Consider the following 25,857-nt stretch of genomic DNA (forward strand, 5'->3'; position numbering starts at 1 on the left):
ATGTTTGACACGGTGCTTGTGGCCAACCGGGGCGAGATCGCCGTACGCGTCATCCGCACCCTGCGCGCGCTCGGGGTGCGTTCGGTGGCCGTCTTCTCGGACGCCGACGCGGACGCCCGGCACGTCCGGGAGGCCGACACCGCGGTACGGATCGGACCGGCGCCCGCGTCGGAGAGCTATCTGTCGGTGGAGCGGCTGCTGGAGGCGGCGGCCCGCACCGGCGCCCAGGCGGTCCACCCGGGGTACGGCTTCCTCGCCGAGAACGCCGCCTTCGCGCGGGCCTGCGCGGAGGCCGGGCTGGTCTTCATCGGCCCGTCCGCCGAGGCGATCTCCCTGATGGGCGACAAGATCCGCGCCAAGGAGACGGTGAAGGCGGCCGGCGTCCCGGTCGTCCCCGGCTCCTCGGGCAGCGGGCTGACGGACGCGGAGCTGATCGCGGCCGCCCGTGAGATCGGCGTCCCGGTGCTGCTGAAGCCCAGTGCGGGCGGCGGCGGCAAGGGCATGCGCCTGGTGCGCGACGCCGGGGTCCTGGCCGACGAGATCGCCGCCGCCCGGCGCGAGGCGCGGGCCTCCTTCGGCGACGACACGCTGCTCGTCGAGCGCTGGGTCGACCGGCCCCGGCACATCGAGATCCAGGTCCTGGCGGACGGGCACGGCAACGTCGTGCACCTGGGCGAGCGCGAGTGCTCCCTCCAGCGCCGCCACCAGAAGATCATCGAGGAGGCGCCCAGCGTGCTCCTCGACGAGGCCACCCGGGCCGCGATGGGGGAGGCGGCCGTCCAGGCGGCCCGCTCCTGCGGCTACCGGGGCGCGGGCACGGTGGAGTTCATCGTCCCCGGCGGCGACCCGTCCTCGTACTACTTCATGGAGATGAACACCCGTCTCCAGGTGGAGCACCCGGTCACCGAGCTGGTCACCGGCCTCGACCTCGTCGAGTGGCAGCTGCGGGTCGCCGCCGGCGAGCGCCTGCCGTACGGGCAGGACGACATCACCCTCACCGGGCACGCGGTGGAGGCCCGGATCTGCGCCGAGGACCCGGCGCGCGGCTTCCTCCCCTCCGGCGGCACCGTGCTCGCCCTGCACGAGCCCCAGGGCGACGGGGTGCGCACCGACTCGGGCCTGACGGAGGGCACCGAGGTCGGCAGCCTCTACGACCCGATGCTCTCCAAGGTCATCGCGTACGGCCCCGACCGCCCCACCGCGCTGCGCAGGCTGCGGGCCGCCCTCGCCGGGACGGTCACGCTCGGGGTCCAGACGAACGCGGGCTTCCTGCGCCGTCTGCTGGCCCACCCGGCCGTGGTCGCGGGCGACCTGGACACCGGTCTGGTCGAGCGGGAGGCCGACGGCCTGGTCCCGGACGGGGTGCCCGAGGAGGTGTACGAGGCGGCGGCGGCCGTCCGGCTCGCCGGCCTGGCCCCGGCGGGCGAGGGCTGGCGGGACCCGTTCTCGGTGCCGAGCGGCTGGCGGCTCGGCGGCACACCGAAGCCGGTGAGTTTCTCCCTGCGGGTCCTCGACCCCGTGGAGTACACCCCGCGCGGCACCCACACGGTCACCGCCGACCGGGTCGCGGTGACACTGGACGGGGTGCGGCACACCTTCCACCGCGCCGCCGACTGGATCGGCCGCGACGGCGACGCCTGGCACGTGCGCGACCACGACCCGGTGGCCGCCTCGCTCACCGGATCGGCGCACGCCGGTGCCGACTCGCTGACCGCGCCGATGCCCGGCACCGTGACCGTCGTGAAGGTCGCCGTCGGGGACGAGGTGGCGGCCGGCCAGAGCCTGCTCGTGGTCGAGGCGATGAAGATGGAGCACGTCATCTCCGCGCCGCACGCCGGGACGGTCAGCGAACTGGACGTCACCCCGGGCACGACGGTCGCCATGGACCAGGTGCTCGCGGTCATCACCCCCGCGGAGGAGGAGACGGCGTGAACACCTCCGAACTCGGCCTGCCGATGGCCGTACCGACCCAGGACCTGCCCGCCCGGGTCAGGATCTACGAGGTCGGCGCGCGCGACGGGCTGCAGAACGAGAAGGCGACCGTACCGACCGAGGTGAAGGCGGAGTTCATCCGCCGCCTCGCGGACGCGGGCCTGACCACCATCGAGGCCACCAGCTTCGTCCACCCCAAGTGGGTTCCCCAGCTGGCGGACGCCGAGCAGCTGTACCCCCAGGTCGCCGACCTGCCGGTGGCGCTTCCGGTGCTGGTGCCGAACGAGCGCGGTCTGGACCGGGCGCTGGCGCTCGGCGCCCGGCACGTGGCCGTCTTCGCCAGCGCGACGGAGTCCTTCGCGAAGGCCAACCTCAACCGGACGGTCGACGAGTCGCTCGCCATGTTCGAGCCGGTGGTGCGCCGCGCGAAGGACGCCGGCAGCGCGGTCCGCGGCTATGTCTCGATGTGCTTCGGCGACCCGTGGGAGGGGCCCGTCCCGGTCCACCAGGTCGTCCGCGTCTGCAAGGCGCTGCGGGACATGGGCTGTGACGAGCTGAGCCTCGGCGACACGATCGGCGTGGCGACGCCGGGCCACGTGCAGTCCCTGCTCGCCGGGCTGAACGAGGAGGGCGTGCCCACCAGCGCCCTCGGCGTGCACTTCCACGACACCTACGGCCAGGCGCTCTCCAACACCCTGGCCGCCCTCCAGCACGGCGTCGCCACCGTCGACGCCTCCGCGGGCGGCCTCGGCGGCTGCCCGTACGCGAAGTCCGCGACGGGCAACCTCGCGACGGAAGACCTCGTGTGGATGCTCCAGGGCCTCGGTATCGACACCGGGGTCGACCTCGGCCGCCTCACCGCCACAAGCGTGTGGATGGCCGGACGACTGGGCCGACCCAGCCCCTCCCGCACCGTCAAAGCACTCGGTACAACGACACAGTCCCACCAGGAGTGAACACCATGTCCCTGGACCACCGCCTCTCCCCCGAACTCGAGGAACTCCGCCGCACCGTCGAGGCGTTCGCCCACGACGTCGTGGCGCCGAAGATCGGTGACTTCTACGAGCGGCACGAGTTCCCGTACGAGATCGTGCGGGAGATGGGCCGCATGGGCCTGTTCGGCCTGCCGTTCCCCGAGGAGTACGGCGGCATGGGCGGCGACTACCTCGCCCTCGGCATCGCCCTGGAGGAGCTGGCCCGCGTCGACTCCTCCGTGGCCATCACCCTGGAGGCGGGCGTCTCGCTGGGCGCCATGCCGCTCCACCTCTTCGGCACCGAGGAGCAGAAGCGCGAGTGGCTGCCGCGGCTGTGCTCCGGCGAGATCCTGGGCGCCTTCGGCCTGACCGAGCCGGACGGCGGCTCGGACGCGGGCGGGACCCGCACGACGGCCCGCCTCGACCCCGAGACCAACGAGTGGGTCATCAACGGCAGCAAGTGCTTCATCACCAACTCCGGCACGGACATCACGGGCCTGGTGACGGTCACCGCGGTCACCGGCCGCAAGCCCGACGGCAAGCCGCTGATCTCCGCGATCATCGTGCCCTCCGGCACCCCCGGCTTCACGGTCGCCGCCCCGTACTCGAAGGTCGGCTGGAACGCCTCCGACACCCGTGAGCTGTCCTTCACGGACGTGCGCGTCCCGGCGGCCAACCTGCTCGGCGAGGAGGGCCGCGGCTACGCGCAGTTCCTGCGCATCCTGGACGAGGGCCGCATCGCCATCGCGGCACTGGCCACGGGGCTCGCGCAGGGCTGTGTCGACGAGTCGGTCAAGTACGCCAAGGAGCGTCACGCCTTCGGGCGCCCGATCGGCGCCAACCAGGCGATACAGTTCAAGATCGCCGATATGGAGATGAAGGCCCACATGGCCCGCGTGGGCTGGCGCGACGCCGCCTCCCGCCTGGTCGCCGGCGAACCCTTCAAGAAGGAGGCGGCGGTCGCCAAGCTGTACTCCTCCACGATCGCCGTCGACAACGCCCGTGACGCCACGCAGGTCCACGGCGGCTACGGCTTCATGAACGAGTACCCGGTGGCCCGCATGTGGCGCGACTCCAAGATCCTGGAGATCGGCGAGGGCACGAGCGAGGTCCAGCGGATGCTGATCGCCCGGGAGCTGGGGCTCACCGGCTGAGCCCCGCGCACGACCGGCACACCGCGGCCACCGGAGGGCACCCGCCCTCCGGTGGCCGCGGCGCGTCCGGCTCCGCCCGCGGGACCGCACCGCGCCCGACGGGTTCGAGCCACGGTCAACCGGGCAGGGATGCGGGCGAGTTGAGGCCTCACGGCGTCCGCCCCGCCGGCCGCGGCCGCGATGTCGCCACGTCAGCGGCCGTACCGCACGGGCGGATCGCGAACTCGATCACGGCACCCGCCCCCTGGACAAGTACTGAGGTTAGGCTAACCTACATTCGAATGCTCCGGCGGTCGATCCGCCCCGTTCGAAAGCAGCCACACATGTCCAACGCCCGTGCCACTCACCTCACCCGCCGCGGCATCCTCGCCGCGGGCGGCGCCCTCGGCCTCGGCGCCGCCCTCGCCGCCTGCGGTGACGACAAGGACTCGAAAAGCGGTGGCTCGGAGTCGACGAAGGCCGCCGAGAAGTCCGGCCCCTGGACGTTCAAGGACGACCGCGGCACGACCGTGAAGCTGGACAAGGTCCCGGCGAACATCGTCGCCTTCACCGGTGTCGCCGCCGCCCTGTTCGACTACGGCGTCGAGGTCAAGGGCGTGTTCGGCCCGACGACGACCAAGGACGGCAAGGCCGACGTCCAGGCCGGCGACATGGACGTCAGCAAGGTGACGGTCCTCGGCAACGAGTGGGGCCAGTTCAACATCGAGAAGTACGCGGGCCTCGCCCCCGACGTCCTCGTCTCGACGATGTTCGACGGCGCGGGCACCCTCTGGTACGTCCCCGAGGAGTCCAAGGACAAGATCGCCAAGCTCGCTCCGAGCGTCGGCGTCTCCGTCTACGACCGCCAGATGCCGCAGTCCCTGGAGCGCATGTACGCGCTGGCCGAGTCCCTCGGCGCCGACGTGAAGTCCGCGAAGGTCGTCGAAGCGAAGAAGAAGTTCGAGACGGCCGCCGAGCGGCTGCGCAAGGCCGCCAAGGCCCGCCCCGAGATCAAGGTCCTCGCCGGCAGCGCGAGCCAGGACATCTTCTACGTCTCCGGCTCCAACCTCTCCATCGACCTCGAGTACTTCAAGGCGCTCGGCGTGAACATCGTCGAACCCTCCGCCAAGGCCCTGAAGGCCAGCGGCGGCTGGTTCGAGAACCTGAGCTGGGAGAACGTCGACAAGTACCCGGCCGACATCATCATCATGGACGACCGCTCCGCGACCATCCAGCCGGCCGACATCACCGAGGCCACCTGGAAGAAGCTGCCCGCCGTCAAGGCCGGCCAGGTCATCGCCCGGACGCCCGAGGCGATCCTGTCGTACGACAAGTGCGCCCCGATCCTCGACAAGCTCGCCGAGGCCATCGAGAACGCGAAGAAGGTCGCCTGACCTCCTCCGTGCCCGCCTGACCACGTCTCAGGAGCACTCATGACGACGGCCGTGGCCGCCCCGTTCCGTTTCTTCTCCCTCAGGGTCGTGACGACGAGGCGGCTCGGCCCGTCCCTGGTCCGGGTGACCTTCGCGGGACCCGATCTGCACGCGTTCCACTCCCACGGACGCGACCAGTCGCTCTCGCTGTTCCTGCCGCACCCCGGACAGGACGAACCGGCCGTCCCCGTCGAGCTCGGCGACGGCTGGTGGCAGGGCTGGCGCGAACTGCCGGACGACGTACGGGCGGTGATGCGCTCGTACACCCTGCGGGCGCTGCGCCGCGACCCCGACGAGATCGACATCGACTTCGCGCTGCACGGCCTGGAGCCGGGCACGGCCACCCCAGCGGGGCCCGCCTCGCGCTGGGCGTCCGGGGCGCGGGCCGGGGACCGCGTCGTGCTGCTCGGGCCCGCCGTCGAGGACAACCGCGCCATCCGCTTCCGGCCGCCCGCGGACACCGACCTCGTGGTCCTGTGGGGCGACGAGACGGCCGTCCCCGCCGTCTCCGCCATCCTCGAGTCCCTGCCGGCCGGCCGGCGCGTGAGGGCCTGGCTGGAGGTGCACCACGCCGCCGACATCCAGGACCTGGTGACGGCGGCCGACGCCGAGATCACCTGGCTCGTACGGGACGAGCGCTCCGGCGCGGGCTCCCCGGGCACTCCCCTGGCGCTCGACGCGCTGCGGGACGCCCGACTCCCTTCCGCCGAGGCCCCCTACGCCTGGATCGCGGGCGAGTCAGGCTGCGTGAGGGAGCTGCGCCGCCATCTCGTGCACGAGCGGGGCATCGACCGCCGGCGGGTCACCTTCGTGGGCTACTGGCGGCGGGGACTGAGCGAGGAGCAACTGCGCGAGCAGGGCGAGTAGTTCGCGAAAACCGGCGCGCCTCCCGGAAACCCCCGCGGGGCGAGACGTGGATCACGAAAGGCGCAGGTGGGGCGGGGTCGCACGCTCGACTTAGGTTAGGCTAACCTAAGTTAGGCGTCGCGACCTCGCCCCATCTTCTTGTCCCGCTCGGACTCTCCCCCGCACGGAGGACCCCCACATGCGCTCGCACCTGCTCAACGACACCACCGCGGACCGGTATCGCCGCTCCGTGACCGAAGGCGTCGAGCGGGTGGCGGCCAGACTCGCCACCACCGACCGCCCGTTCACGGGTGTCACGGTCGACGAACTCACTCCCCGCATCGAGCGGATCGACCTCGACAAGCCCCTGCACGACACCACGGCCGTTCTCGACGAGCTGGAGGAGGTCTACCTCCAGGACGCGATCTACTTCCACCACCCCCGCTACCTCGCCCATCTCAACTGCCCGGTCGTCATCCCGGCCGTGCTCGGCGAGGCCGTCCTGTCCGCCGTCAACTCCTCGCTGGACACCTGGGACCAGTCGGCCGGCGGCACCCTGATCGAGCGCCGGCTCATCGACTGGACCAACGAGCGGATCGGTCTCGGCCCGGCCGCCGACGGCGTGTTCACCAGCGGCGGCAGCCAGTCCAACCTCCAGGCCCTGCTGCTGGCCCGCGAGGAGGCGAAACTCGGCGGGGAGGACGGGGAGGCGGGAGACGGCCTCGGGGGACTGCGCGTCTTCGCCTCCGAGGTCAGCCACTTCAGCGTCAAGAAGTCGGCCAAACTCCTCGGCCTCGCCGCCGACGCCGTCGTCTCGATCCCCGTCGACCACGACAAGCGTATGCAGACGCTCGCCCTCGCCCACGAGCTGGAGCGCTGCCGGGCGGAGGGCCTGGTCCCCATGGCGGTCGTCGCCACCGCGGGCACCACCGACTTCGGCTCCATCGACCCGCTGCCCGAGATCGCCGAACTGTGCTCCCAGTTCGGGACCTGGATGCACGTGGACGCGGCCTACGGCTGCGGACTGCTCACCTCGCTGAAGAACCGGGACCGCATCGACGGCATCGAGCGGGCCGACTCCGTCACCGTCGACTACCACAAGTCCTTCTTCCAGCCGGTGAGTTCATCGGCCGTGCTGGTCAAGGACGCCTCGACCCTGCGCCACGCCACCTACCACGCGGAGTACCTCAACCCGCGCCGCATGGTCACCGAGCGCATCCCCAACCAGGTCGACAAGTCCCTCCAGACCACCCGCCGCTTCGACGCGCTGAAGCTGTGGATGACCCTGCGCACGATGGGCGCCGACGGCATCGGCGAACTCTTCGACGAGGTCTGCGACCTGGCCGCCGAGGGCTGGGCACTCCTCGCCGCCGACCCGCGCTTCGACGTCGTCGTGGAGCCCTCGCTCTCCACCCTCGTCTTCCGGTACATCCCGGCCGCCGTCACCGACCCGGCCGAGATCGACCGCGCCAACCTGTACGCCCGCAAGGCCCTGTTCGCCTCCGGCGACGCCGTCGTCGCGGGCACCAAGGTCGGCGGGCGCCACTACCTGAAGTTCACCTTGCTCAACCCCGAGACCACGACGGACGACATCGCCGCCGTCCTCGATCTGATCGCCGGCCACGCCGAGCAGTACCTGGGAGAGACCCTTGACCGCGCTTCCTGAATCCACGGACACCACCTACGACTTCGTGGGGATCGGGCTCGGACCCTTCAACCTCGGCCTCGCCTGCCTGACCGAGCCGATCACCGAACTCAGCGGCGTCTTCCTGGAGTCGAAGCCCGACTTCGAGTGGCACTCCGGCATGTTCCTGGACGGCGCGCACCTGCAGACCCCGTTCATGTCGGACCTGGTCACCCTCGCCGACCCGACCTCCCCGTACTCCTTCCTCAACTACCTGAAGGAATCGGGCCGTCTGTACTCGTTCTACATCCGCGAGAACTTCTACCCGCTGCGGGTCGAGTACGACGACTACTGCCGCTGGGCGGCCGGGAAGCTGAACAGCGTCCGCTTCGGCACCACCGTCACCGAGGTGACGTACGACGAGGGCGAGGAGCTGTACGTCGTGCGGACGCGAGGGGGCGACACCTACCGCGGCCGACGGCTCGTCCTCGGCACCGGCACCGTGCCCTTCGTTCCGGAGGCCTGCCAGGACCTCGGCGGCGACTTCCTCCACACCGCGCAGTACATGCACCGCAAGGCGGAGCTCACCGGGAAGAAGTCGATCACGATCGTCGGCAGCGGCCAGAGCGCCGCGGAGATCTACCACGAGCTGCTCTCCGGGATCGACGTCCACGGCTACCAGCTCAACTGGGTCACCCGCTCCCCGCGGTTCTTCCCGCTGGAGTACACCAAGCTGACCCTGGAGATGACGTCCCCGGACTACATCGACTACTTCAACGCGCTGTCCGAGGACACCCGCTACCGGCTGGAGAAGCAGCAGAAGGGCCTGTTCAAGGGCATCAACGGCGACCTCATCGACGCGATCTTCGACCTGCTGTACCAGAAGAACGTCGAGAGCGGCGACCGCCCGGTCCCCACCCGGCTGCTCACCAACTCCACCCTGCACAGCGCCCGTCACGAGAACGGCACCTACCGGCTGGGCCTGCGCCAGGACGAGCAGGGCAAGGACTACGAGATCGACACCGAGGGCCTGATCCTGGCCACCGGCTACCACTACCGGACCCCGGCCTTCCTGGAACCGGTCAAGGACCGCATCCGCCTCGACGGCCACGGCCGCTACGACGTGGCCCGCAACTACTCCATCGACATCACCGGCCGCGGCGTCTTCCTGCAGAACGCCGGCGTGCACACCCACAGCATCACGTCCCCGGACCTCGGCATGGGCCCGTACCGCAACGCGTCCATCATCCGCGAGCTGCTCGGCACCGAGTACTACCCGGTCGAGAAGACCATCGCGTTCCAGGAGTTCGCCGTATGACCGTCAAGACCGCCGTCGGCACCTTCACCGTCCGTCCCCTCGACCCCGTCGAGGACGCACCGCTGCTGCACCGCTGGGTGACGCACCCCAAGGCCGCCTTCTGGATGATGCAGGAGGCGAAACTGCACGACGTCGAACGCGAGTACATGGCCATCGCGGCGAGCGAGCACCACGAGGCGTTCCTCGGCCTGCTGGACGGCGAGCCCGTCTTCCTGATGGAGCGCTACGACCCCCGCCACGTCGAACTCGTCGGCCTGTACGAGCCGGAGCCGGGCGACGTCGGCATGCACTTCCTGGTCGCCCCGAGCGACACGCCCGTGCACGGCTTCACCCGGGCCGTGATCACCGCGGTGATGGACCACCTCTTCGCCGACCCGGCCACCCACCGGGTGGTCGTCGAGCCCGACGTGGCCAACACGGCCGTGCACGCCCTCAACGAGGCCGTCGGCTTCGTGCCCGTGCGGGAGATCCAGAAGCCGGAGAAGAAGGCGCTGCTGAGCTTCTGCACCCGGGAGCAGTTCGAGAAGGCGGTGGCCGCGTGACCCTCGCCGACTCCGTCGCCCACCTCACCCCCGAGCACTGGGACCTGGCCAACCGGCAGCTGATCCGCAAGGCCCTCTCCGAGTTCGCGCACGAGCGGCTGCTCACTCCCGAGCAGGACGGGCCGTCGTACACCGTCCGCAGCGACGACGGGCTGACGAGCTACCGCTTCGTCGCCGTCCGCCGCGCGCTCGACCACTGGCAGATAGACGCCGACTCCATATCCCGGCACCGCGACGGTGCCGAACTCCCGCTCGCCGCCCTGGACTTCTTCATCGAGTTCAAGGACGCGCTGGGGCTGAGCGACGAAACCCTTCCAGTCTACCTGGAGGAGATCTCCTCCACCCTCTCCGGCACCTGCTACAAGCTCACCAAGCCGCAGCTGCCGTCCGCCGAACTGGCCCGCGCCGGCTTCCAGGCCATCGAGACGGGGATGACCGAGGGCCACCCCTGCTTCGTCGCCAACAACGGCCGGCTCGGCTTCGGCATCCACGAGTTCCTGTCGTACGCCCCGGAGACCGCGAACCCGGTCCACCTGGTGTGGCTGGCCGCGCACCGGTCGCGCGCGGCGTTCACCGCGGGCGTCGGCATCGAGTACGAGTCCTTCGTCCGGCAGGAGCTGGGCAAGAAGACGGTCGAGCGGTTCGACGGCGTGCTGCGCGAGCAGGGCCTGGACCCGGCCGACTACCTGCTCATCCCCGTCCACCCCTGGCAGTGGTGGAACAAGCTCGCCGTCACCTTCGCCGCCGAGGTCGCCCGACGGCACCTGGTGTGCCTGGGCGAGGGCGAGGACGAGTACCTGGCACAGCAGTCCATCCGGACCTTCTTCAACACCTCGCAGCCCGAGAAGCACTATGTGAAGACGGCCCTGTCCGTGATCAACATGGGCTTCATGCGCGGGCTGTCGGCCGCCTACATGGAGGCCACCCCGGCGATCAACGACTGGCTGGCCCAGCTGATCGAGAACGACCCGGTGCTGAAGTCGACGGGCCTGACGATCATCCGCGAGCGCGCGGCCGTCGGCTACCGGCACCTGGAGTACGAGCGGGCGACCGACCGCTACTCGCCGTACCGCAAGATGCTGGCCGCGCTGTGGCGCGAGAGCCCCGTCTCCTTCCTCCAGGACGACGAGTCGCTCGCCACGATGGCCTCGCTTCTGCACGTCGACCACGAGGGCCGCGGTCTCGCGGCCGCGCTGATCGAACACTCGGGGCTCGCCCCGGTGGAGTGGCTGCGCCGCTATCTGCGGGCGTACTACGTCCCGCTGCTGCACAGCTTCTACGCCTACGACCTGGCCTACATGCCGCACGGCGAGAACACGATCCTGGTCCTCAAGGACGGCGCGGTGCAGCGCGCGATCTACAAGGACATCGCCGAGGAGATCGTGGTCATGGACCCCGACGCGGTGCTGCCGCCCGAGGTCACCCGCGTCCGGGTGGAGGTGCCGGAGGACCAGAAGCTGCTGTCGGTCTTCACGGACGTCTTCGACTGCTTCTTCCGCTTCCTCGCCGCGAACCTCGCCGCCGAGGACGTCCTGGAGGAGGACGGCTTCTGGCGCACGGTCGCCGAGGTCACCCGCGAGTATCAGGAGGCGACGCCCGAACTGGCCGACAAGTTCCGCCAGTACGACGTCTTCGCCCCCGAGTTCATCCTGTCCTGCCTCAACCGCCTCCAGCTGCGCAACAACAGGCAGATGGTGGACCTCTCGGACCCGTCGGCCGCCCTCCAGCTGGTCGGCACCCTGAAGAACCCGATCGCCGGGTTCTGAGATCCGGGCTCCGCGAGGAGCCCCGAAGACGGGCGGGCGCCCCGGAGACGGTCCTCCGGGGCGCCCGCCGGCATGTCCGGTACTACCGGTTCGCGGGCCAGGGGACCTGGGGCGAGCGGTAGTACGCGATGCCGAGGGCGTCCCAGCGGGGCGCCTGGGCGGCGAGGCGCACCTTGTAGGTGTCCCAGTCGTGCGTGGAGGCGGGGGACCAGCCGAGTTCGGCGGCCCCGGGCAGTCGCGGGAAGGCCATGACGTCGATGTCCGCGGAGCTCCGGATCGTCTCCGTCCACAGCGGCGCCTCGACGCCCTCGACGGCTGAGGCGGGAACGCCGGGCAGGTAGCTCCCGGGGTCCCAGTCGTAGGCGCGCCGTACCTCCACCAGGCCGGCCCAGTCCTGCCCGAGCGGGGTGTCGGCGGTGTACTTCATGTCGAGGTAGAGCCGGTCCGCGGGCGACAGCACGACCCCGGTCCCGTTCCGCGCGGCACGGGCGACCTGCTCCTTCTCCTCGGCGCCGGTGTCGTCGAGCCCCCAGTACTGCGCGACGGCGCCCGCCGCCGGGGTCGCCCCGGTCAGCTGGTGCCAGCCCATCACCTTCTTGCCGTACTTCGCGACGAGGGGCTGCACCTTGTCCATGAAGGCCACGTAGTCGGCGTGGCTCGTGGAGTGCGCCTCGTCGCCGCCGATGTGGAGGTACGCGCCGGGGGTGATCGCCGCGAGCTCGCGGATCACGTCCTCCACGAAGGCGTACGTCCTCGGCCCGCCGACGCACAGCGAGCTGAAGCCGACCTCGGTGCCGGTGTAGAGCGGCGGCGCGACCCCGTCGCAGTTCAGGTCCGCGTACGAGGAGAGGGCCGCGTTGGTGTGGCCGGGCATGTCGATCTCCGGGACGACCTCCAGATAGCGCGAGGCGGCGTACCGGACGATCTCGCGGTAGTCGGCCTGGGTGTAGAAGCCGCCCGGCCCGCCGCCGACCTGGGTGGAGCCGCCGTGGGCCGCCAGCCGGGGCCAGGAGTCGACGGCGATGCGCCAGCCCTGGTCGTCGCTCAGGTGCAGGTGCAGCTTGTTGACCTTGTACAGCGCCAGTTCGTCGATGTAGCGCTTCACCTGGGCGACGGTGAAGAAGTGCCGGGAGACGTCGAGCATGGCCCCGCGGTAGGCGTAGCGCGGGGTGTCCGTGATGGTGCCGCCGGCGATCAGCCAGGGCCCGCGCTGGACGGACTTCTTCTCGACGGCGGCGGGCAGCAGCTGACGCAGGGTCTGGACGCCGTGGAAGAGGCCCGCGGGCTTGCCGGCCGTGATGGTGACGCCCGAGGCGCCGCTGTCGAGCCGGTAGCCCTCGTCACCCAGTCCCTTGCCGCCGAGCCGGAGCCGGATGCCTCCCGCGCCGCCCGGGCCGACCGGCAGCCGGTAGCCGGTGGAGGGCCGCAGGACGTCCGCGAGGTACTCGCCGACCGCGCGGGCCTCGCGCGAGCCGTCGACGCGGATGCGGGTGTCACCGGTGAGGCTGTACGGGGCTCCGCCCGGCTCGACGGACGCCGGGGCCGGGACGACACGGACCGGCGGAGCGGCGGCCCGGGTGTGCGGTGCCGCGCCGACGAGGGAGATGCCCGCCGCCGCCACGAGCAGCAGTGTGCCGAGAAGCCGGGGCGTTCTGTGGTGCTGTCTCACATGCGCTCCCTGTGGTCGAGATCTCGGATTGGTCGAGACCACTTTGCCTCAGTCGCGGTGGAACAATCCTCCCCATGGCGGAAATCATCCAGCGGGACGGCACATGGATCTTCGACGGGGACGCCCTGCGGCTGACCCCGGGACGGGACAAGAACGTCGGTCTGCTGCGTCGGACGCTGGGTGAGATCACCGTGCCGCTGGGCGCGTTGGCGGGCATATCCCTGGAGCAGGGCAAGAAGACCGGGCGGCTCAGACTCCGGCTGCGCGACGGCGCCGACCCGCTGCTCCAGGCGACCGGCGGCAAGCTCACGGAGCCGAACGACCCGTACCAGCTCACGGTGGAGGCCGACCGTCTCGGCGTCGCCGAGTACTTCGTGGACGAGGTCCGGAGCGCGCTGCTGCTCGACCAGGTTCCCTCCGGCCCGGTGGACGGCTATCTGCTGCCCGGTCCGGCGGTGCCGCTGTCCGCGTCCGCGGGCGACGGCACGGCGAGCTTCGACGGTGAGCGCGTACGCCTGGAGTGGAACTGGAAGACGGAGGACGCGAAGTCCGCGTCGGGTGCCCGCGCCCTCGCCCTCGGGGACATCACGGCCGTCGAGTGGCGGCCCGCGGCCGGGCTGGAGAACGGCTGTCTGCGCTTCACCGTGCGTGGCGCCGGCACCGAGGCGCCGCCGAAGTACGACCCCAACTCCGTGGAGCTGTGGGGCTTCAAGAAGGACCCGCTGATGGCGCTGGTCGCGGCGGCCGTGCAGGTGAGGCTGCCGCACCCGGCGGCGGCCGGGGACCGGCCGGTCCTGGAGCCGGCCGGGGAGGCGGACCCGGGTCCCGGACCCGGGTCCGACCACGACGCCCTCCTGCGCAGGCTGCGCGAACTGGGCGAGCTGCACAAGGAGGGCGTCCTGACGGACGAGGAGTTCGCCCTGGCCAAGCAGGCGGTCCTCAAACGCCTCTAGGAAGGGGCGGACCGCCGCGCGGGGGCCGGCCGCCGGTCAGGGAGGCGGTACGCCCCGCCTTCCGGGCGTACCCGGTGCCTGCCGGACCGGCCGTACCGCGTGCCCGGGCACCGGGCCCGGGTGCCTACTTGGCCCGGCGCGCGATCGTGAAGTGGTCGACCTCCGCGCCGGTCTCGGCGATGCCGCGGACCTTCAGCGTGGCCAGGCGCCCCTTCGGGGCCGGCTGGACGTCGACGCGCAGGAACGAGTAGTTGAGGTAGCGCACGCGCGACCAGGCGACCGTCTCGTTCTGCCTGCCGCCCTTGAGGTTGACGAAGGAGGCGACGGACTCGACCTCGTTCTCCTTGCCCTCGTAGGACTCGGGGGCGGTGAACGCGTACAGGCTGCGGCCGGCCGCGCCCGCCGTCACGTACACGACACCGTCGGTCTCGGTGTACGCCGTGCCGCCGATCGGCAGCTTCTTGGTGACCGCGTTCGCCTTGATGACGTCCGTGCGCTCGTACTGGTGGTTGTGACCGTTGATCACCAGGTCGACGGTGTACTTCTCGAACAGCGGCACCCACTCCTGTCGCACGCCCCCCTCCGAGGCGTGCGCCGTGGAGGTGCAGTAGGCGCAGTGGTGGAAGAAGACCACGATGAAGTCGATGTCCCGGGCGGCCCGGTACTTCTTGAGCCGGGTCTCCAGCCATGTCGTCTGGGTGCCGCCGGAGATGCCGAGGTTGGCCGGGATCTCGAAGGACACGTCGTTGGCGTCCAGCGAGATGATCGCCGTGTTGCCGTGGACGAAGGAGTAGACGCCCGGCAGGTTGGCCTTGTCGGGGCCGTTGTCCGGGAGCGTCCAGCGGGCCTCCTCGCCGCCGTAGCCGTTGGGCGAGTACCAGGCCTCCATGTCGTGGTTGCCGTAGGCCGGCATCCACGGCACCTGCTTGGCGACCGTCTCGGTCTGGGCGAGGAACTGGTCCCAGATGCGCGAGTCGAAGCCGGTGTCGGTGGTCTTGCCCGCACCGGACGGGTCCGCGTACGCGATGTCGCCGGCGTGCAGATGGAAGGCGGGGTTCTGGGCGAGCAGCAGGGCGTCGTTGGCGAGGCCGTGGTAGCCGACGCCCTCGTCGCCGAAGGCGGTGAAGGTGAACGGCTCGGCGCGGTCGGGCGCCGTGGTGAAGGTGCCGAGCGTGCCGAGGAGGTGGGGCTGGGCGGGGTCGAAGCCCGCGTGGCCGACGCCGTAGTAGTAGGTCCTGCCGGGGCGCAGGTGGGTGAGCCTGGCGTGCAGGTAGTACTGGGTGTGGTCGCCGCTCGCGCCCACGCCGGCCGGGGTGTACAGGGTGCGCACCTCGGCCTCGATCTTGCGCGAGAGGTCCCAGGGATGGGCGCCGATGCGGATGTAGGGCTTGCTGACCGCGGCCGGCACCTGCCAGGAGACGGTCATCTCGGTGCGCGGGTCGTTGCCGAAGGCGAGGTGGCGGCCGAAGGGGGCGACGAGGGCGCCGTCGACCTTCTCGGCCGCGACCGGGGCGGAGGTCCGCTGCGCCGGGGCGGCGGCCTGGGCGGTGCCGGGCACGAAGGCTCCGCCGGTGACGGCGCCGATGGTCACGGCACCGCCTCTGATCATGTTGCGCCGCGAGAATCTGGCGCGGAGGTACTCGTGCTGCTCGGCCATGGTCATCTTCTCGGCGAGCTGCTCGGGTACGCCCATGCGTGGAGTGTCCATGGCCCCAAAAGTTGCTCTCGGCAATCGACGTGACGCAAGACGCAGGATGGACAGTCCGCAAACAGCACACCATGAGAGTTTCAACAAGGGCTTGCCCGATATCGGGCAGAAATCTTGCGAATGCCCCTCCCGTACTCCAGGATCAACGGGTGCACGACGAACTCGTTGATCATTTGACGCGGTCGACCCCCCTGAACCGGGGTGAGGCGCTGCGGGTGATCCAGGACGTTCTCGCCTATTTCGACGAGACGGCCCAGGAGTTCGTCCGCCGCCGCCACCGCGAACTCCAGGCCCAGGGCCTGGTGAACGCGTCGATCTTCGAGCGGATCGAGGCGGACCTGAAATATCGCGCGGTGGCGCCGCCGGAGTTCACGCTCAGGCAGCTGCGCCGCATCGTTTACGGCTGAGGGATTTTACGTATATGTGCGGAATCGTCGGATACATCGGCAGGCGTGATGTGACCCCGCTGCTCCTCGAAGGCCTTCAGCGCCTGGAGTACCGCGGCTACGACTCGGCGGGCATAGTCGTGACCTCCCCCAAGTCGGCCGGCCTGAAGATGGTCAAGGCGAAGGGCCGGGTCCGCGACCTGGAGGCGAAGGTCCCCAAGCGCTTCGCCGGCACCACGGGCATCGCCCACACCCGCTGGGCCACGCACGGCGCCCCCTCCGACGTGAACGCGCACCCCCACATGTCCGCCGACTCCAAGGTCGCGGTCGTGCACAACGGCATCATCGACAACGCCTCCGACCTGCGCAAGAAGCTCGAGGCGGACGGCGTCGAGTTCCTCTCCGAGACCGACACCGAGGTCCTCACCCACCTGGTCGCCCGCTCCCAGCACGAGAAGCTGGAGGACAAGGTCCGCGAGGCGCTGCGGGTCGTCGAGGGCACCTACGGCATCGCGGTGATGCACGCCGACTTCCCCGACCGCATCGTGGTGGCGCGCAACGGCTCCCCCGTCGTGCTCGGCATCGGCGAGAAGGAGATGTTCGTCGCCTCGGACATCGCCGCCCTGGTCACCCACACCCGCCAGATCGTCACGCTGGACGACGGCGAGATGGCCACGCTGAAGGCCGACGACTTCCGGACGTACACCACCGAGGGCACCCGTACGACGTCCGAGCCGACCACCGTCGAGTGGGAGGCCGCCTCCTACGACATGGGCGGCCACGACACGTACATGCACAAGGAGATCCACGAGCAGGTCGAGGCCGTGGACCGCGTGCTGCGCGGCCGGATCGACGACCGGTTCTCGACGGTCCACCTCGGCGGCCTGAACCTGGACGCCCGTGACGCGCGCGCCGTGCGCCGCGTGAAGATCCTCGGCTGCGGCACCTCGTACCACGCGGGCATGATCGGCGCCCAGATGATCGAGGAGCTGGCCCGCATCCCCGCGGACGCCGAGCCCGCCTCCGAGTTCCGTTACCGCAACGCGGTCGTCGACCCCGACACCCTCTACATCGCGGTCTCCCAGTCCGGTGAGACGTACGACGTCCTGGCCGCCGTCCAGGAGCTCAAGCGCAAGGGCGCGCGGGTGCTCGGCGTGGTCAACGTCGTCGGCTCGGCGATCGCCCGCGAGGCGGACGGCGGCATGTACGTGCACGCCGGCCCCGAGGTCTGCGTCGTCTCGACGAAGTGCTTCACCAACACCACCGTCGCCTTCGCGCTGCTCGCGCTGCACCTCGGCCGCACCCGTGACCTGTCGGTCCGTGACGGCAAGCGGATCATCGAGGGCCTGCGCAAGCTCCCCGCCCAGATCGCCGAGATCCTGGAGCAGGAGGACGAGATCAAGAAGCTGGCCGAGCAGTACGCCGAGGCCCGCTCGATGCTCTTCATCGGCCGCGTCCGGGGCTACCCGGTGGCCCGTGAGGCCTCGCTGAAGCTCAAGGAGGTCTCGTACATCCACGCCGAGGCCTACCCCGCCTCCGAGCTCAAGCACGGTCCGCTGGCGCTCATCGAGCCGGCGCTCCCCACCGTCGCGATCGTCCCCGACGACGACCTGCTGGAGAAGAACCGCGCCGCCCTGGAGGAGATCAAGGCCCGCAGCGGCCAGATCCTCGCCGTCGCGCACCAGCACCAGGAGAAGGCCGACCAGACGATCGTCGTCCCGAAGAACGAGGACGAGCTCGACCCGATCCTGATGGGCATCCCGCTCCAGCTCCTCGCCTACCACACGGCGAAGGCGCTCGGCCGGGACATCGACAAGCCGCGCAACCTCGCCAAGTCGGTCACCGTCGAGTAGCCGCCGCCGGGCGGCCCTGCGCCACCCCCTCGCCGCCGCGCAAGTGCCTTGCGGGCGGCCGGACATGAACGGTCCCCGTGCGCGCCACCCGCGCACGGGGACCGTTCTTCGAGGGGCCGGAGCCGCCCAATGCCCCGGCCCGCGCCGAGGTCAGCCGGTGGCCGTCACCCCCCGGCCGGCGGCGCGTCGCGGAAGCGTGGTGGGCCAGTGGGCGAGAGCCGCGGTCGCCGCGTACCAGGCGACCGCGCCGGCCGCGACGGCGAACCAGCCGCCGGCCTTGCCCAGGCCGTCGCTGTCCGCGAACCGGCCGACGGCGAGGAGCAGCAGGGAGACGAAGAACAGTCCGTGGGCGCCCTGGCCGAGGGTGTCCCCGCCCGCGAGGGCGAGCGAGAGCACGACGAGCGCGAAGAGCAGCAGGAAGAGTCCCGCCGCGTTGTCGGAGACCGGGCCGCCGGCCGAGACGGCCCAGGTGAACCAGAGGGCGCCGATTCCCGTGAAGGCCGTGCCGTTGGCCGTGTCACGGTCGCGGAGGGCGAGCAGACCGGCGACGAAGAGGGCAACGCCCCCCACGTAGTGGGCCAGTGACACGGCGTCGGCCGCCGTCACCCCGTCGATCAGGTCGGTGTACCCGAGGCCGAAGGCCAGCAGGGTCACGCCGAGCGCGAGTCTTCCTATGACCGTGGTGGTGCTTCCCGCAGAGACGTCATTGTCCACGGCGGGCTCCCTTCATGCCTGTGCAGTTGTGCTGCGCCGTACCGGTCGCCGCGTAGGACCGGCGTCCGGATATATGCCCTTCACAAAGGCACAAACACCTCTACGCGTCAGTAGGTTCACTCACCGCACGGAGGAGGCCGGCCGCCGCCGCGAAGGGCGGGGCGGGGGCCGGAGAAGGACGGGGGCCGCAGAGGGACGGCGTCAGGGGATGACGATGACAGGGCGCTTGGCGCGCTTGGCGAGCCGTCCCGCGACCGAGCCGAAGATGCGCCCGACGATGCCGTGCGTGGAGCCGACCACTATCGCGTCCGCCTCGTACTCCCGGCCCACTTCCTCGAGTTCGTGGCAGATGTCGCCGCCGCGCTCGACCAGGATCCAGGGCACCTCGGAGAGGTACTCGGCACAGGCGAGTTCGAGCCCCAGCACCTCGGTGCGGTGGTCGGGGACGTCGACGAAGACCGGCGGCTCGCAGCCCGCCCACACCGTGGTGGGCAGCCGGTTGGCCACATGGACGATGATCAGGCCCGAGCTCGAACGGTGGGCCATCCCGATCGCGTAGGCGAGCGCGCGCTCGCTGGACGTCGAGCCGTCGAAACCGACGACGACGCCGTGCTTGAAAGCGGGATCGCAGGACTGGCGGGGTTCTTCCGCCGCCAGCGGCTCGGCCGCCGTGGGATCGGCGAGCGGGCGCTTGCGGTCCGCGGGATCGAAGAATTCGTGACCGGCCATGGGTGTCTCGGCGTCTGGATCCTCGTGGTGGGGGACGACAACGAACGGCAGAGCTGTGTCTGGGAAACATCTTCCCAACCCCATACCCCCAAGGGTACGGCGGCACGCCTCCTCCGCCCAGATCCCGCGCGCCTTACGCGGCATTCCAGGGAGCATGCACGAGAGGGCGCCCGTAACGCAATGGTTGCTGCCCCGTACAGGCGGTTTGCGCAGGGCCCCGCGTGAATTTGCACCGGCTCCCGGAACCGGGAACTCCGTCGCCGCGCGAGGACCGGGCGGCCCCCTTCCGGACGCACGCACAGCCGGCCGGGCAGTGACCGGCGGGCCGAACGAGCGTTGAACCGGTCGCGGCCTCCGCGGAGAGGGCGAGTCATGGAGATCACACGCCGTGGAGAGCACGGGGAGCACCGGAACACCAGGGAGCAGCGCGTGCCCGGACCCGACGCCACTCCCCGCTCCCCCGCCCCCTCCGTCCCCCCGGCTCGCCCCGTCCTCCCGCCGCCCCCCGCGGCGCCTCCCGGATCGCGCTCCGGATCGCGATCGGGAACGCGCTCCGGTCCGTGCCCCCCGGCGCCCCACGCGGCGGGCACGGTGAGTGACGTGGCCCGCTGGGCGGCCTTCGGCTGTGTCCTGGTCCCGGCGGTCCTCCTCTGGTGCGGGGGCTCGCTCGCCGACGCGGCCCGCACCGCCCTCGGCCTCGCGGCCGCGACAGGTACCTGCGTGGTCCTGCTGCGCCGGTCCGAGCGGGGGGCGGCGCTCCTGGCCGACGAGCTGCGGGACGCGCCGCGGCAACGGGCGCGCCGGCGGGCCCCGGGGCGGCGCGGACGGCACGGGAGGGCAGCCCCGGGGGGCGCGGGGAGGGCGGGAGGCACGGGGGGCACGGGGTCCGGAAGGGGAGCGGGGCCGCGGGTCACCTCATGGGGCAAAAACGGCACGGGAGTTCACCGAGGCGGTCGTCACACCGGGGGAAACAAGCCGGTCGACTGACCGGTTTGCACGTACACCTACGTTCCTTTTCAGCCAACTTCCGGTAGTGGCGCATCCCTTGCTCGAACGACCCCCCAACCCCCGTTCGACCTGCACCTAAAGGGGTGCGGGGGGTGCGCACACCCTACGCGGATTGGCCACCGCCACGAGGCGCACTTCCCTGCGACGCCCACGAGTGCAACGCTTCGTGATCGAATGCTTCGCGCCAAGTTGCCATGTCGACATTCTGCGGAGTACCGAACTGGTCACCTTGGCGCCACCGGACACAGTAGATTCGATCTTGTCTTACGGCGGGGGACTCGTGCAGGACCAAGGGGAAACGTGCAGGAGCGACACAACCGAGGAGCCGCGACCACCGAGGGGGGCTTAGCAGGATGAGCCACGACTCCACTGCCGCGCCGGAAACCGCGGCCCGGAAACTGTCCGGGCGACGCCGCAAGGAGATCGTCGCGGTGCTGCTGTTCAGCGGCGGCCCCATTTTCGAGAGTTCCATTCCGCTGTCGGTGTTCGGGATTGACCGCCAGGACGCCGGCGTGCCGCGCTACCGCCTTTTGGTGTGTGCCGGCGAGGAAGGCCCGCTGCGGACCACAGGGGGCCTGGAACTCACCGCACCACATGGCCTGGAAGCGATCTCCAGGGCCGGCACGGTCGTCGTGCCCGCCTGGCGGTCGATCACCTCGCCACCACCGGAGGAGGCGCTCGACGCACTGCGCCGCGCCCATGAGGAAGGCGCCCGCATAGTCGGACTGTGCACCGGCGCCTTCGTGCTCGCGGCGGCCGGCTTACTGGACGGCCGTCCGGCGACCACCCACTGGATGTACGCACCCACGCTGGCCAAGCGGTATCCGTCGGTGCACGTCGATCCCCGCGAGCTCTTCGTGGACGACGGCGACGTGCTGACATCGGCGGGCACGGCGGCCGGGATCGACCTCTGTCTCCACATCGTGCGGACGGACCACGGCAACGAGGCGGCCGGCGCGCTCGCCCGGCGCCTGGTGGTCCCGCCGCGGCGCAGTGGAGGCCAGGAGCGCTATCTCGACCGGTCACTGCCGGAGGAGATCGGCGCCGACCCCCTCGCGGAGGTCGTCGCCTGGGCGCTGGAGCACCTCCACGAGCAGTTCGACGTCGAGACGCTGGCGGCTCGCGCCTACATGAGCCGCCGCACCTTCGACCGCCGGTTCCGCTCGCTCACCGGAAGCGCTCCCCTGCAGTGGCTGATCACCCAGCGCGTCCTGCAGGCGCAGCGTCTCCTGGAGACGTCCGACTACTCGGTGGACGAGGTCGCGGGCCGCTGCGGCTTCCGTTCGCCGGTCGCGCTGCGGGGTCACTTCCGGCGGCAGCTGGGTTCGTCCCCGGCCGCGTACCGGGCGGCGTACCGCGCCCGCAGGCCGCAGGCCGACCGGTCCGCGGACCCGGACGGTCCGACCGGACCGGTCGGACCACCGTCCTCACTGCACCAGGAGCACTCTGGCCCGCTCCCGATGCAGACCCGCCGCACCGCGACGGCCGGCGCCCTGGGCGCGGCGGCGGCGCTCTCCTCGGAGGCGATGCGGGAGCGGGCGGAGCTGTACGCCGCGGGCAGGCCGAGCCTGCCCGGACAGCGCAGCGCGCCGTAGTACGGCGGCGGAGACACACGGGGTCCGCACCTTCGGGTGCGGACCCCTTCGCGCGCGGCCCCGGCCCCGGCTCGATCCGCCGTCCCGGCGGGGCGCACGGGCGGGTCCGCCGAGGGAGGCGGGCCGTAGGGTGAGACACATGAACGATCGCATGGTGTGGATCGACTGCGAGATGACCGGACTCTCGCTGTCGGATGACGCGCTCATCGAAGTGGCCGCGCTGGTCACCGACTCTGAGCTGAACGTGCTCGGCGAAGGGGTGGACATCGTGATCCGCCCGCCGGACGCCGCCCTGGAGACGATGCCGGACGTGGTGCGCCAGATGCACACGGCCTCCGGACTGCTGGAGGAGCTCGCCGGGGGGACGACCCTGGCGGACGCCGAGGAGCAGGTCCTCTCCTATGTACGTGAGCACGTCAAGGAGCCGGGCAAGGCCCCGCTCTGCGGGAACTCCGTCGGGACGGACCGCGGTTTCCTGCTGCGCGACATGCCGACGCTGGAGGACTACCTCCACTACCGCATCGTGGACGTGTCCTCCGTCAAGGAGCTGGCCCGCCGCTGGTACCCCAGGGCGTACTTCAACAGCCCGGAGAAGAACGGCAACCACCGCGCCCTGGCCGACATCCGTGAGTCCATCGCCGAGCTCCGCTACTACCGCGAGGCGATCTTCGTCCCGCAGCCCGGCCCCGACTCGGACACCGCCCGCACCATCGCGGCCAGGCACGTCCTGCCCGCCGAATAGGCCTTTGACGGGGCCCTACTGGGCCCCGGAAAAAGGTGTGCGCGAGCACCCCTCAGAACCCTGTACACTTTTTCTCGGCCGGTCAGAGAAAACCTCGAAGACCGGACATGGTGGGTGTAGCTCAGTTGGTAGAGCACCTGGTTGTGGTCCAGGTGGCCGCGGGTTCAAGTCCCGTCACTCACCCTGAACGATCAGCCGGTGACCTGGTGAACAGGTCACCGGCTGATCGCGTTCCCGGGCCCCGCGGCCCGTACGCTCCCCTCATGCCCCGTCCCACGGAACCCTCCGTCCGCACCGCCCGGCTCGACCTCGTTCCGCTGCGGGCCGAGCACGCCGAGGAGATGGCCGGGGTGCTGTCGGATCCGGCGCTGCACGCGTTCACCGGCGGGACGCCGGACACTCCGCGGGCCCTGCGGGCCCGGTACGAGCGCCTCGTCGCGGGTTCGCCGGATCCCGCCGTCCTCTGGCTCAACTGGGTGCTGCGGGAGCGTGCCCTCGGATGCCTGGTGGGGACGGTCCAGGCGACCGTCTCGGGAGGGACCGCGGAGGTCGCCTGGGTGGTGGGCACGCCCTGGCAGGGCCGGGGATACGCGACGGAGGCGGCGAGGGCGCTGGTCCAGCACGTGGTCCGGGTGTTCCCGGTCCGTACGGTCGTGGCCCATGTCCATCCCGGTCACCACGCGTCCGCCGCCGTCGCCGCGGCGGCGGGACTCACCGCGACCGGCGAACTCCAGGCGGGCGAGGTCCGCTGGGAGCTGACACCACGGCGCTGACGCCACGGCGCCGACCTCACCAGCCCCGCCTGCCGGGGACCGGCGGCCCTCCGGACGGAGACGACCACCGTCCGGCCGGGAACATCGGCGGACCGGCCGGGACACGACAGCCCTGCCGGCGAGGGCGGCTGCGGATCCGGCGAGGACGGCGGACGGCACGGCCGGAGGTAGCGGCAGACCCTCGGGGCGGCAGACCCCGGAAGGAGGCGCTGGCTCCCCGCCAAGGGCGGCGGCAGTCCCGCGGGGCGGCAGATCCTCCGGGACAGTGGCCCTGGAGGGAGCGACGATCCCCCCGGCGAGGACGGCAACAGGTCTCGGGGAACGACCGCTCCCCCGGCGAGGGCGGCGGCAGCCCCGCGGGGCGGCAGATCCTCCGGGGCAGTGGCCCTGGAGGGAACGGCGACCCACCAGGCGAGGACGGCAACAGGTCTCGGGGAACGACCGCTCCCCCGCCAAGGGCGGCGGCAGACCCGCGGGGCGGCAGATCCTCCGGGGGCGGTGGCCCTGGAGGGAGCGACGACTCTCCCGGCGAGGGCGGCAACAGGTCTCGGGGAACGACCGCTCCCCCGGCGAGGACGGCAACAGACGCACGAGGGGCGATGGCCCCGCGAGGGACGACCGCTCCCGGCAAGAACGGCATCAGCCCCCGCAGGACAGCGGGCCCCGGGGAACGGCGGCCCATCCGGCGAGGACGGCGGCAGACCTGCGGGAGCAGCCCCCTCCCTCGGGGGGGGGAAGGTCCTGGGAGGAACGGCCGCCCCGCGGGGGGACAGGCCCGTCGGGAGACGGCGGCCGGGCAGCGGCGGCCGGGGTGGGCGGGAGGTCAGGACGAGGCCCGTACCACCAGTTCCGCGGGCAGCACCAGCTGCCGCTTCTCCAGTCCCCGGGAGGCCGCGGGACGGCGGTCCGCGATCTCGCCCAGGAGGAGGTCGATCATGGCCCGGCCCATCTCCTCGATGGGCTGGCGGACGCTGGTCAGGGGCGGGTCCATGTGACGGGCTATGGCGGAGTCGTCGTAGCCGATGAGCGCCACGTCGTCCGGGATGCGCCGGCCGCTCTCGCGCAGCACCTGGCGGGCGCCCGCCGCCATGACGTCGGAGCCGGCGAAGACCGCGTCGATGTCGGGGAAGCGCTCGAGGAGCAGGGTCATCGCCCGCCGCCCCCCTTCCTCGGTGAAGTCGCCGGGGACGATCAGCCGGTCGTCCACCTCCCGACCCGCGTCCCGCAGGCCCTGGCGGTAGCCGTCGACGCGTCTCTGGGCGCCGTAGACGTCCATCCGGCCCGCGAGGTGGCCGATTCTGCCGCGGCCGCGCGAGACGAGGTGCTCCACGGCCGCGCGCCCGCCGCCGTAGTTGTCGGAGTCCACCGACGGAAGCGTCTCCTCCGCCGAGCGCCGGCCGCTGATCACGGCCGGGATCTCCAGCTGGGAGAGCAGGTCGGGGAGCGGGTCGTCGGCGTGCACCGAGACCAGCAGGACACCGTCGACGCGGTGCGCCGCCAGGTACTGGGCCAGGCGCTGCCGCTCCCGGTCGCTGCCCGCGAATATCAGCAGCAACTGCATCTCGGTCTCGGAGAGTTCCGCGCCGACACCGCGCAGCATGTCCGAGAAGTACGGTTCCGCGAAGAATCGCGTCTCCGGCTCGGGGACGACGAGGGCGATCGCGTCCGTGCGGTTGGCCGCGAGGGCGCGGGCCGCCGTGTTCGGAACATATCCGAGCTCCGCGACCGCGGCCTCGACCGCGGCCCGGGTCGCGTCACTGACCCGCGGGGATCCGTTGATCACCCGGGAGACCGTGCCGCGGCCCACTCCCGCGCGCGCGGCCACCTCTTCGAGGGTCGGCCGCCCACCGCTGCGGCTCCGCGCTCCGTGGACTGCCATGGCTTCCGCCTCCCGTTGACACCAAGCTGGCCTGGAATCTAACAGCCCCGTCCGGCGAGATTCGCGCCACCGGGCCGCAGCCTGGTGGCCGTCACCGCGCCGACCGCTCCCCTCCGGGCGCCGGACGGGGCATGAGACGCTTCCGGCCATGTGGCGGAATGACATCTTCAGCTAACGGGCCGATAACTGAACGCATCTCTCCGCTCCCCCGCCCTTGACACCCCCGCCCGAACCGGCGACTCTTCAACACATCACTGATGGGAGCGCTCCCACAGTACCT

The 25,857-nt window shown here is 71.2% G+C and carries 20 protein-coding genes and 1 tRNA gene; 16 read left to right on the forward strand and 5 right to left on the reverse strand.

Annotated features, from left to right (window positions below; genetic code table 11):
• The 9 genes from ACICHK_RS15645 to ACICHK_RS15685 all read left to right on the forward strand — a co-directional run bounded on the left by ACICHK_RS15645 (position 1) and on the right by ACICHK_RS15685 (position 11,568).
• Positions 1-1,932 carry an acetyl/propionyl/methylcrotonyl-CoA carboxylase subunit alpha gene (locus ACICHK_RS15645; protein WP_406837387.1) on the forward strand — a complete coding sequence of 644 codons (1,932 nt, stop codon included), beginning with the start codon at positions 1-3 and terminating at the stop codon, positions 1,930-1,932.
• A complete protein-coding gene (locus ACICHK_RS15650) occupies positions 1,929-2,888 on the forward strand; it encodes a hydroxymethylglutaryl-CoA lyase (protein WP_225860630.1) in 960 nt (319 codons plus the stop codon). The genes ACICHK_RS15645 and ACICHK_RS15650 overlap by 4 nt, the downstream gene beginning before the upstream one ends.
• Positions 2,889-2,899: 11 nt before the next feature.
• Positions 2,900-4,060, forward strand: coding sequence for an acyl-CoA dehydrogenase family protein (locus tag ACICHK_RS15655; RefSeq protein WP_406841232.1), 1,161 nt, complete (start codon positions 2,900-2,902; stop codon positions 4,058-4,060).
• A gap of 323 nt (positions 4,061-4,383) precedes the next feature.
• Entirely contained in the window at positions 4,384-5,433 is a 1,050-nt protein-coding gene (locus ACICHK_RS15660; protein ID WP_406837388.1) for an ABC transporter substrate-binding protein, read from the forward strand.
• 39 nt (positions 5,434-5,472) lie between these two features.
• A complete protein-coding gene (locus tag ACICHK_RS15665; RefSeq protein ID WP_406837389.1) occupies positions 5,473-6,339 on the forward strand; it encodes a siderophore-interacting protein in 867 nt (288 codons plus the stop codon).
• Positions 6,340-6,517: 178 nt separating this feature from the next.
• Positions 6,518-7,984 carry a lysine decarboxylase DesA gene (gene desA / locus ACICHK_RS15670; RefSeq protein WP_406837390.1) on the forward strand — a complete coding sequence of 489 codons (1,467 nt, stop codon included), beginning with the start codon at positions 6,518-6,520 and terminating at the stop codon, positions 7,982-7,984.
• Positions 7,968-9,260, forward strand: coding sequence for a lysine N(6)-hydroxylase/L-ornithine N(5)-oxygenase family protein (locus tag ACICHK_RS15675; RefSeq protein ID WP_406837391.1), 1,293 nt, complete (start codon positions 7,968-7,970; stop codon positions 9,258-9,260). Before desA ends, ACICHK_RS15675 begins: the two co-directional genes overlap by 17 nt.
• The gene (locus ACICHK_RS15680; protein WP_406837392.1) at positions 9,257-9,802 is read left to right on the forward strand and encodes a GNAT family N-acetyltransferase; all 546 of its coding nucleotides are present in this window, start codon (positions 9,257-9,259) and stop codon (positions 9,800-9,802) included. Before ACICHK_RS15675 ends, ACICHK_RS15680 begins: the two co-directional genes overlap by 4 nt.
• A complete protein-coding gene (locus tag ACICHK_RS15685; RefSeq protein WP_406837393.1) occupies positions 9,799-11,568 on the forward strand; it encodes an IucA/IucC family protein in 1,770 nt (589 codons plus the stop codon). Before ACICHK_RS15680 ends, ACICHK_RS15685 begins: the two co-directional genes overlap by 4 nt.
• Positions 11,569-11,650: 82 nt before the next feature.
• Here the strand turns inward: ACICHK_RS15685 and ACICHK_RS15690 are convergent, their stop codons facing one another.
• On the reverse strand, positions 11,651-13,237 hold the full coding sequence (locus ACICHK_RS15690; protein ID WP_406837394.1) for a beta-N-acetylhexosaminidase: 1,587 nt from the start codon (positions 13,235-13,237) through the stop codon (positions 11,651-11,653).
• 74 nt (positions 13,238-13,311) lie between these two features.
• On the opposite strand from ACICHK_RS15690, the gene ACICHK_RS15695 reads away from it, so the two are divergent.
• Positions 13,312-14,190, forward strand: coding sequence for a DUF4429 domain-containing protein (locus ACICHK_RS15695; protein ID WP_103552162.1), 879 nt, complete (start codon positions 13,312-13,314; stop codon positions 14,188-14,190).
• A 124-nt stretch (positions 14,191-14,314) separates the two neighbouring features.
• On the opposite strand, the gene ACICHK_RS15700 is transcribed toward ACICHK_RS15695, so the two are convergent.
• A complete protein-coding gene (locus ACICHK_RS15700) occupies positions 14,315-15,883 on the reverse strand; it encodes a fibronectin type III domain-containing protein (protein WP_406841233.1) in 1,569 nt (522 codons plus the stop codon).
• A gap of 164 nt (positions 15,884-16,047) precedes the next feature.
• Here ACICHK_RS15700 and ACICHK_RS15705 point away from each other — a divergent pair, with 164 nt between their 5' ends.
• Both ACICHK_RS15705 and glmS read left to right on the forward strand, forming a co-directional pair.
• Entirely contained in the window at positions 16,048-16,305 is a 258-nt protein-coding gene (locus ACICHK_RS15705; protein ID WP_151470821.1) for a hypothetical protein, read from the forward strand.
• A 14-nt stretch (positions 16,306-16,319) separates the two neighbouring features.
• Positions 16,320-18,137, forward strand: a complete 1,818-nt coding sequence (gene glmS, locus ACICHK_RS15710) for a glutamine--fructose-6-phosphate transaminase (isomerizing) (RefSeq protein WP_406837395.1) — start codon at positions 16,320-16,322, stop codon at positions 18,135-18,137.
• Between the two features lie 150 nt (positions 18,138-18,287).
• Here glmS and ACICHK_RS15715 read toward each other — a convergent pair whose 3' ends face one another.
• The gene (locus tag ACICHK_RS15715) at positions 18,288-18,851 is read right to left on the reverse strand and encodes a GPR1/FUN34/YaaH family transporter (protein ID WP_406837396.1); all 564 of its coding nucleotides are present in this window, start codon (positions 18,849-18,851) and stop codon (positions 18,288-18,290) included.
• 201 nt (positions 18,852-19,052) lie between these two features.
• The gene (locus ACICHK_RS15720; RefSeq protein WP_151470824.1) at positions 19,053-19,580 is read right to left on the reverse strand and encodes a universal stress protein; all 528 of its coding nucleotides are present in this window, start codon (positions 19,578-19,580) and stop codon (positions 19,053-19,055) included.
• 1,361 nt (positions 19,581-20,941) lie between these two features.
• Between ACICHK_RS15720 and ACICHK_RS15725 the strand changes: the two genes are divergently transcribed.
• The 4 genes from ACICHK_RS15725 (at position 20,942) to ACICHK_RS15740 (ending at position 23,698) form a co-directional block, all read left to right on the forward strand.
• Positions 20,942-22,183: a helix-turn-helix domain-containing protein gene (locus ACICHK_RS15725; protein WP_406837397.1), complete on the forward strand. Its 1,242-nt coding sequence runs from the start codon at positions 20,942-20,944 to the stop codon at positions 22,181-22,183.
• Between the two features lie 139 nt (positions 22,184-22,322).
• On the forward strand, positions 22,323-22,925 hold the full coding sequence (orn, locus tag ACICHK_RS15730; RefSeq protein ID WP_103553345.1) for an oligoribonuclease: 603 nt from the start codon (positions 22,323-22,325) through the stop codon (positions 22,923-22,925).
• 110 nt (positions 22,926-23,035) lie between these two features.
• Positions 23,036-23,108, forward strand: a tRNA-His gene (locus tag ACICHK_RS15735).
• Positions 23,109-23,188: 80 nt separating this feature from the next.
• Positions 23,189-23,698, forward strand: coding sequence for a GNAT family N-acetyltransferase (locus tag ACICHK_RS15740; RefSeq protein WP_406837398.1), 510 nt, complete (start codon positions 23,189-23,191; stop codon positions 23,696-23,698).
• An 823-nt stretch (positions 23,699-24,521) separates the two neighbouring features.
• Here ACICHK_RS15740 and ACICHK_RS15745 read toward each other — a convergent pair.
• Positions 24,522-25,577, reverse strand: a complete 1,056-nt coding sequence (locus ACICHK_RS15745) for a LacI family DNA-binding transcriptional regulator (RefSeq protein ID WP_406837399.1) — start codon at positions 25,575-25,577, stop codon at positions 24,522-24,524.
• Between the last annotated feature and the right edge of the window lie 280 nt (positions 25,578-25,857).

Origin of the sequence: Streptomyces sp. AHU1 (assembly GCF_045343905.1) — a bacterium.
Taxonomy (GTDB): Bacteria; Actinomycetota; Actinomycetes; order Streptomycetales; family Streptomycetaceae; genus Streptomyces; species Streptomyces triticiradicis.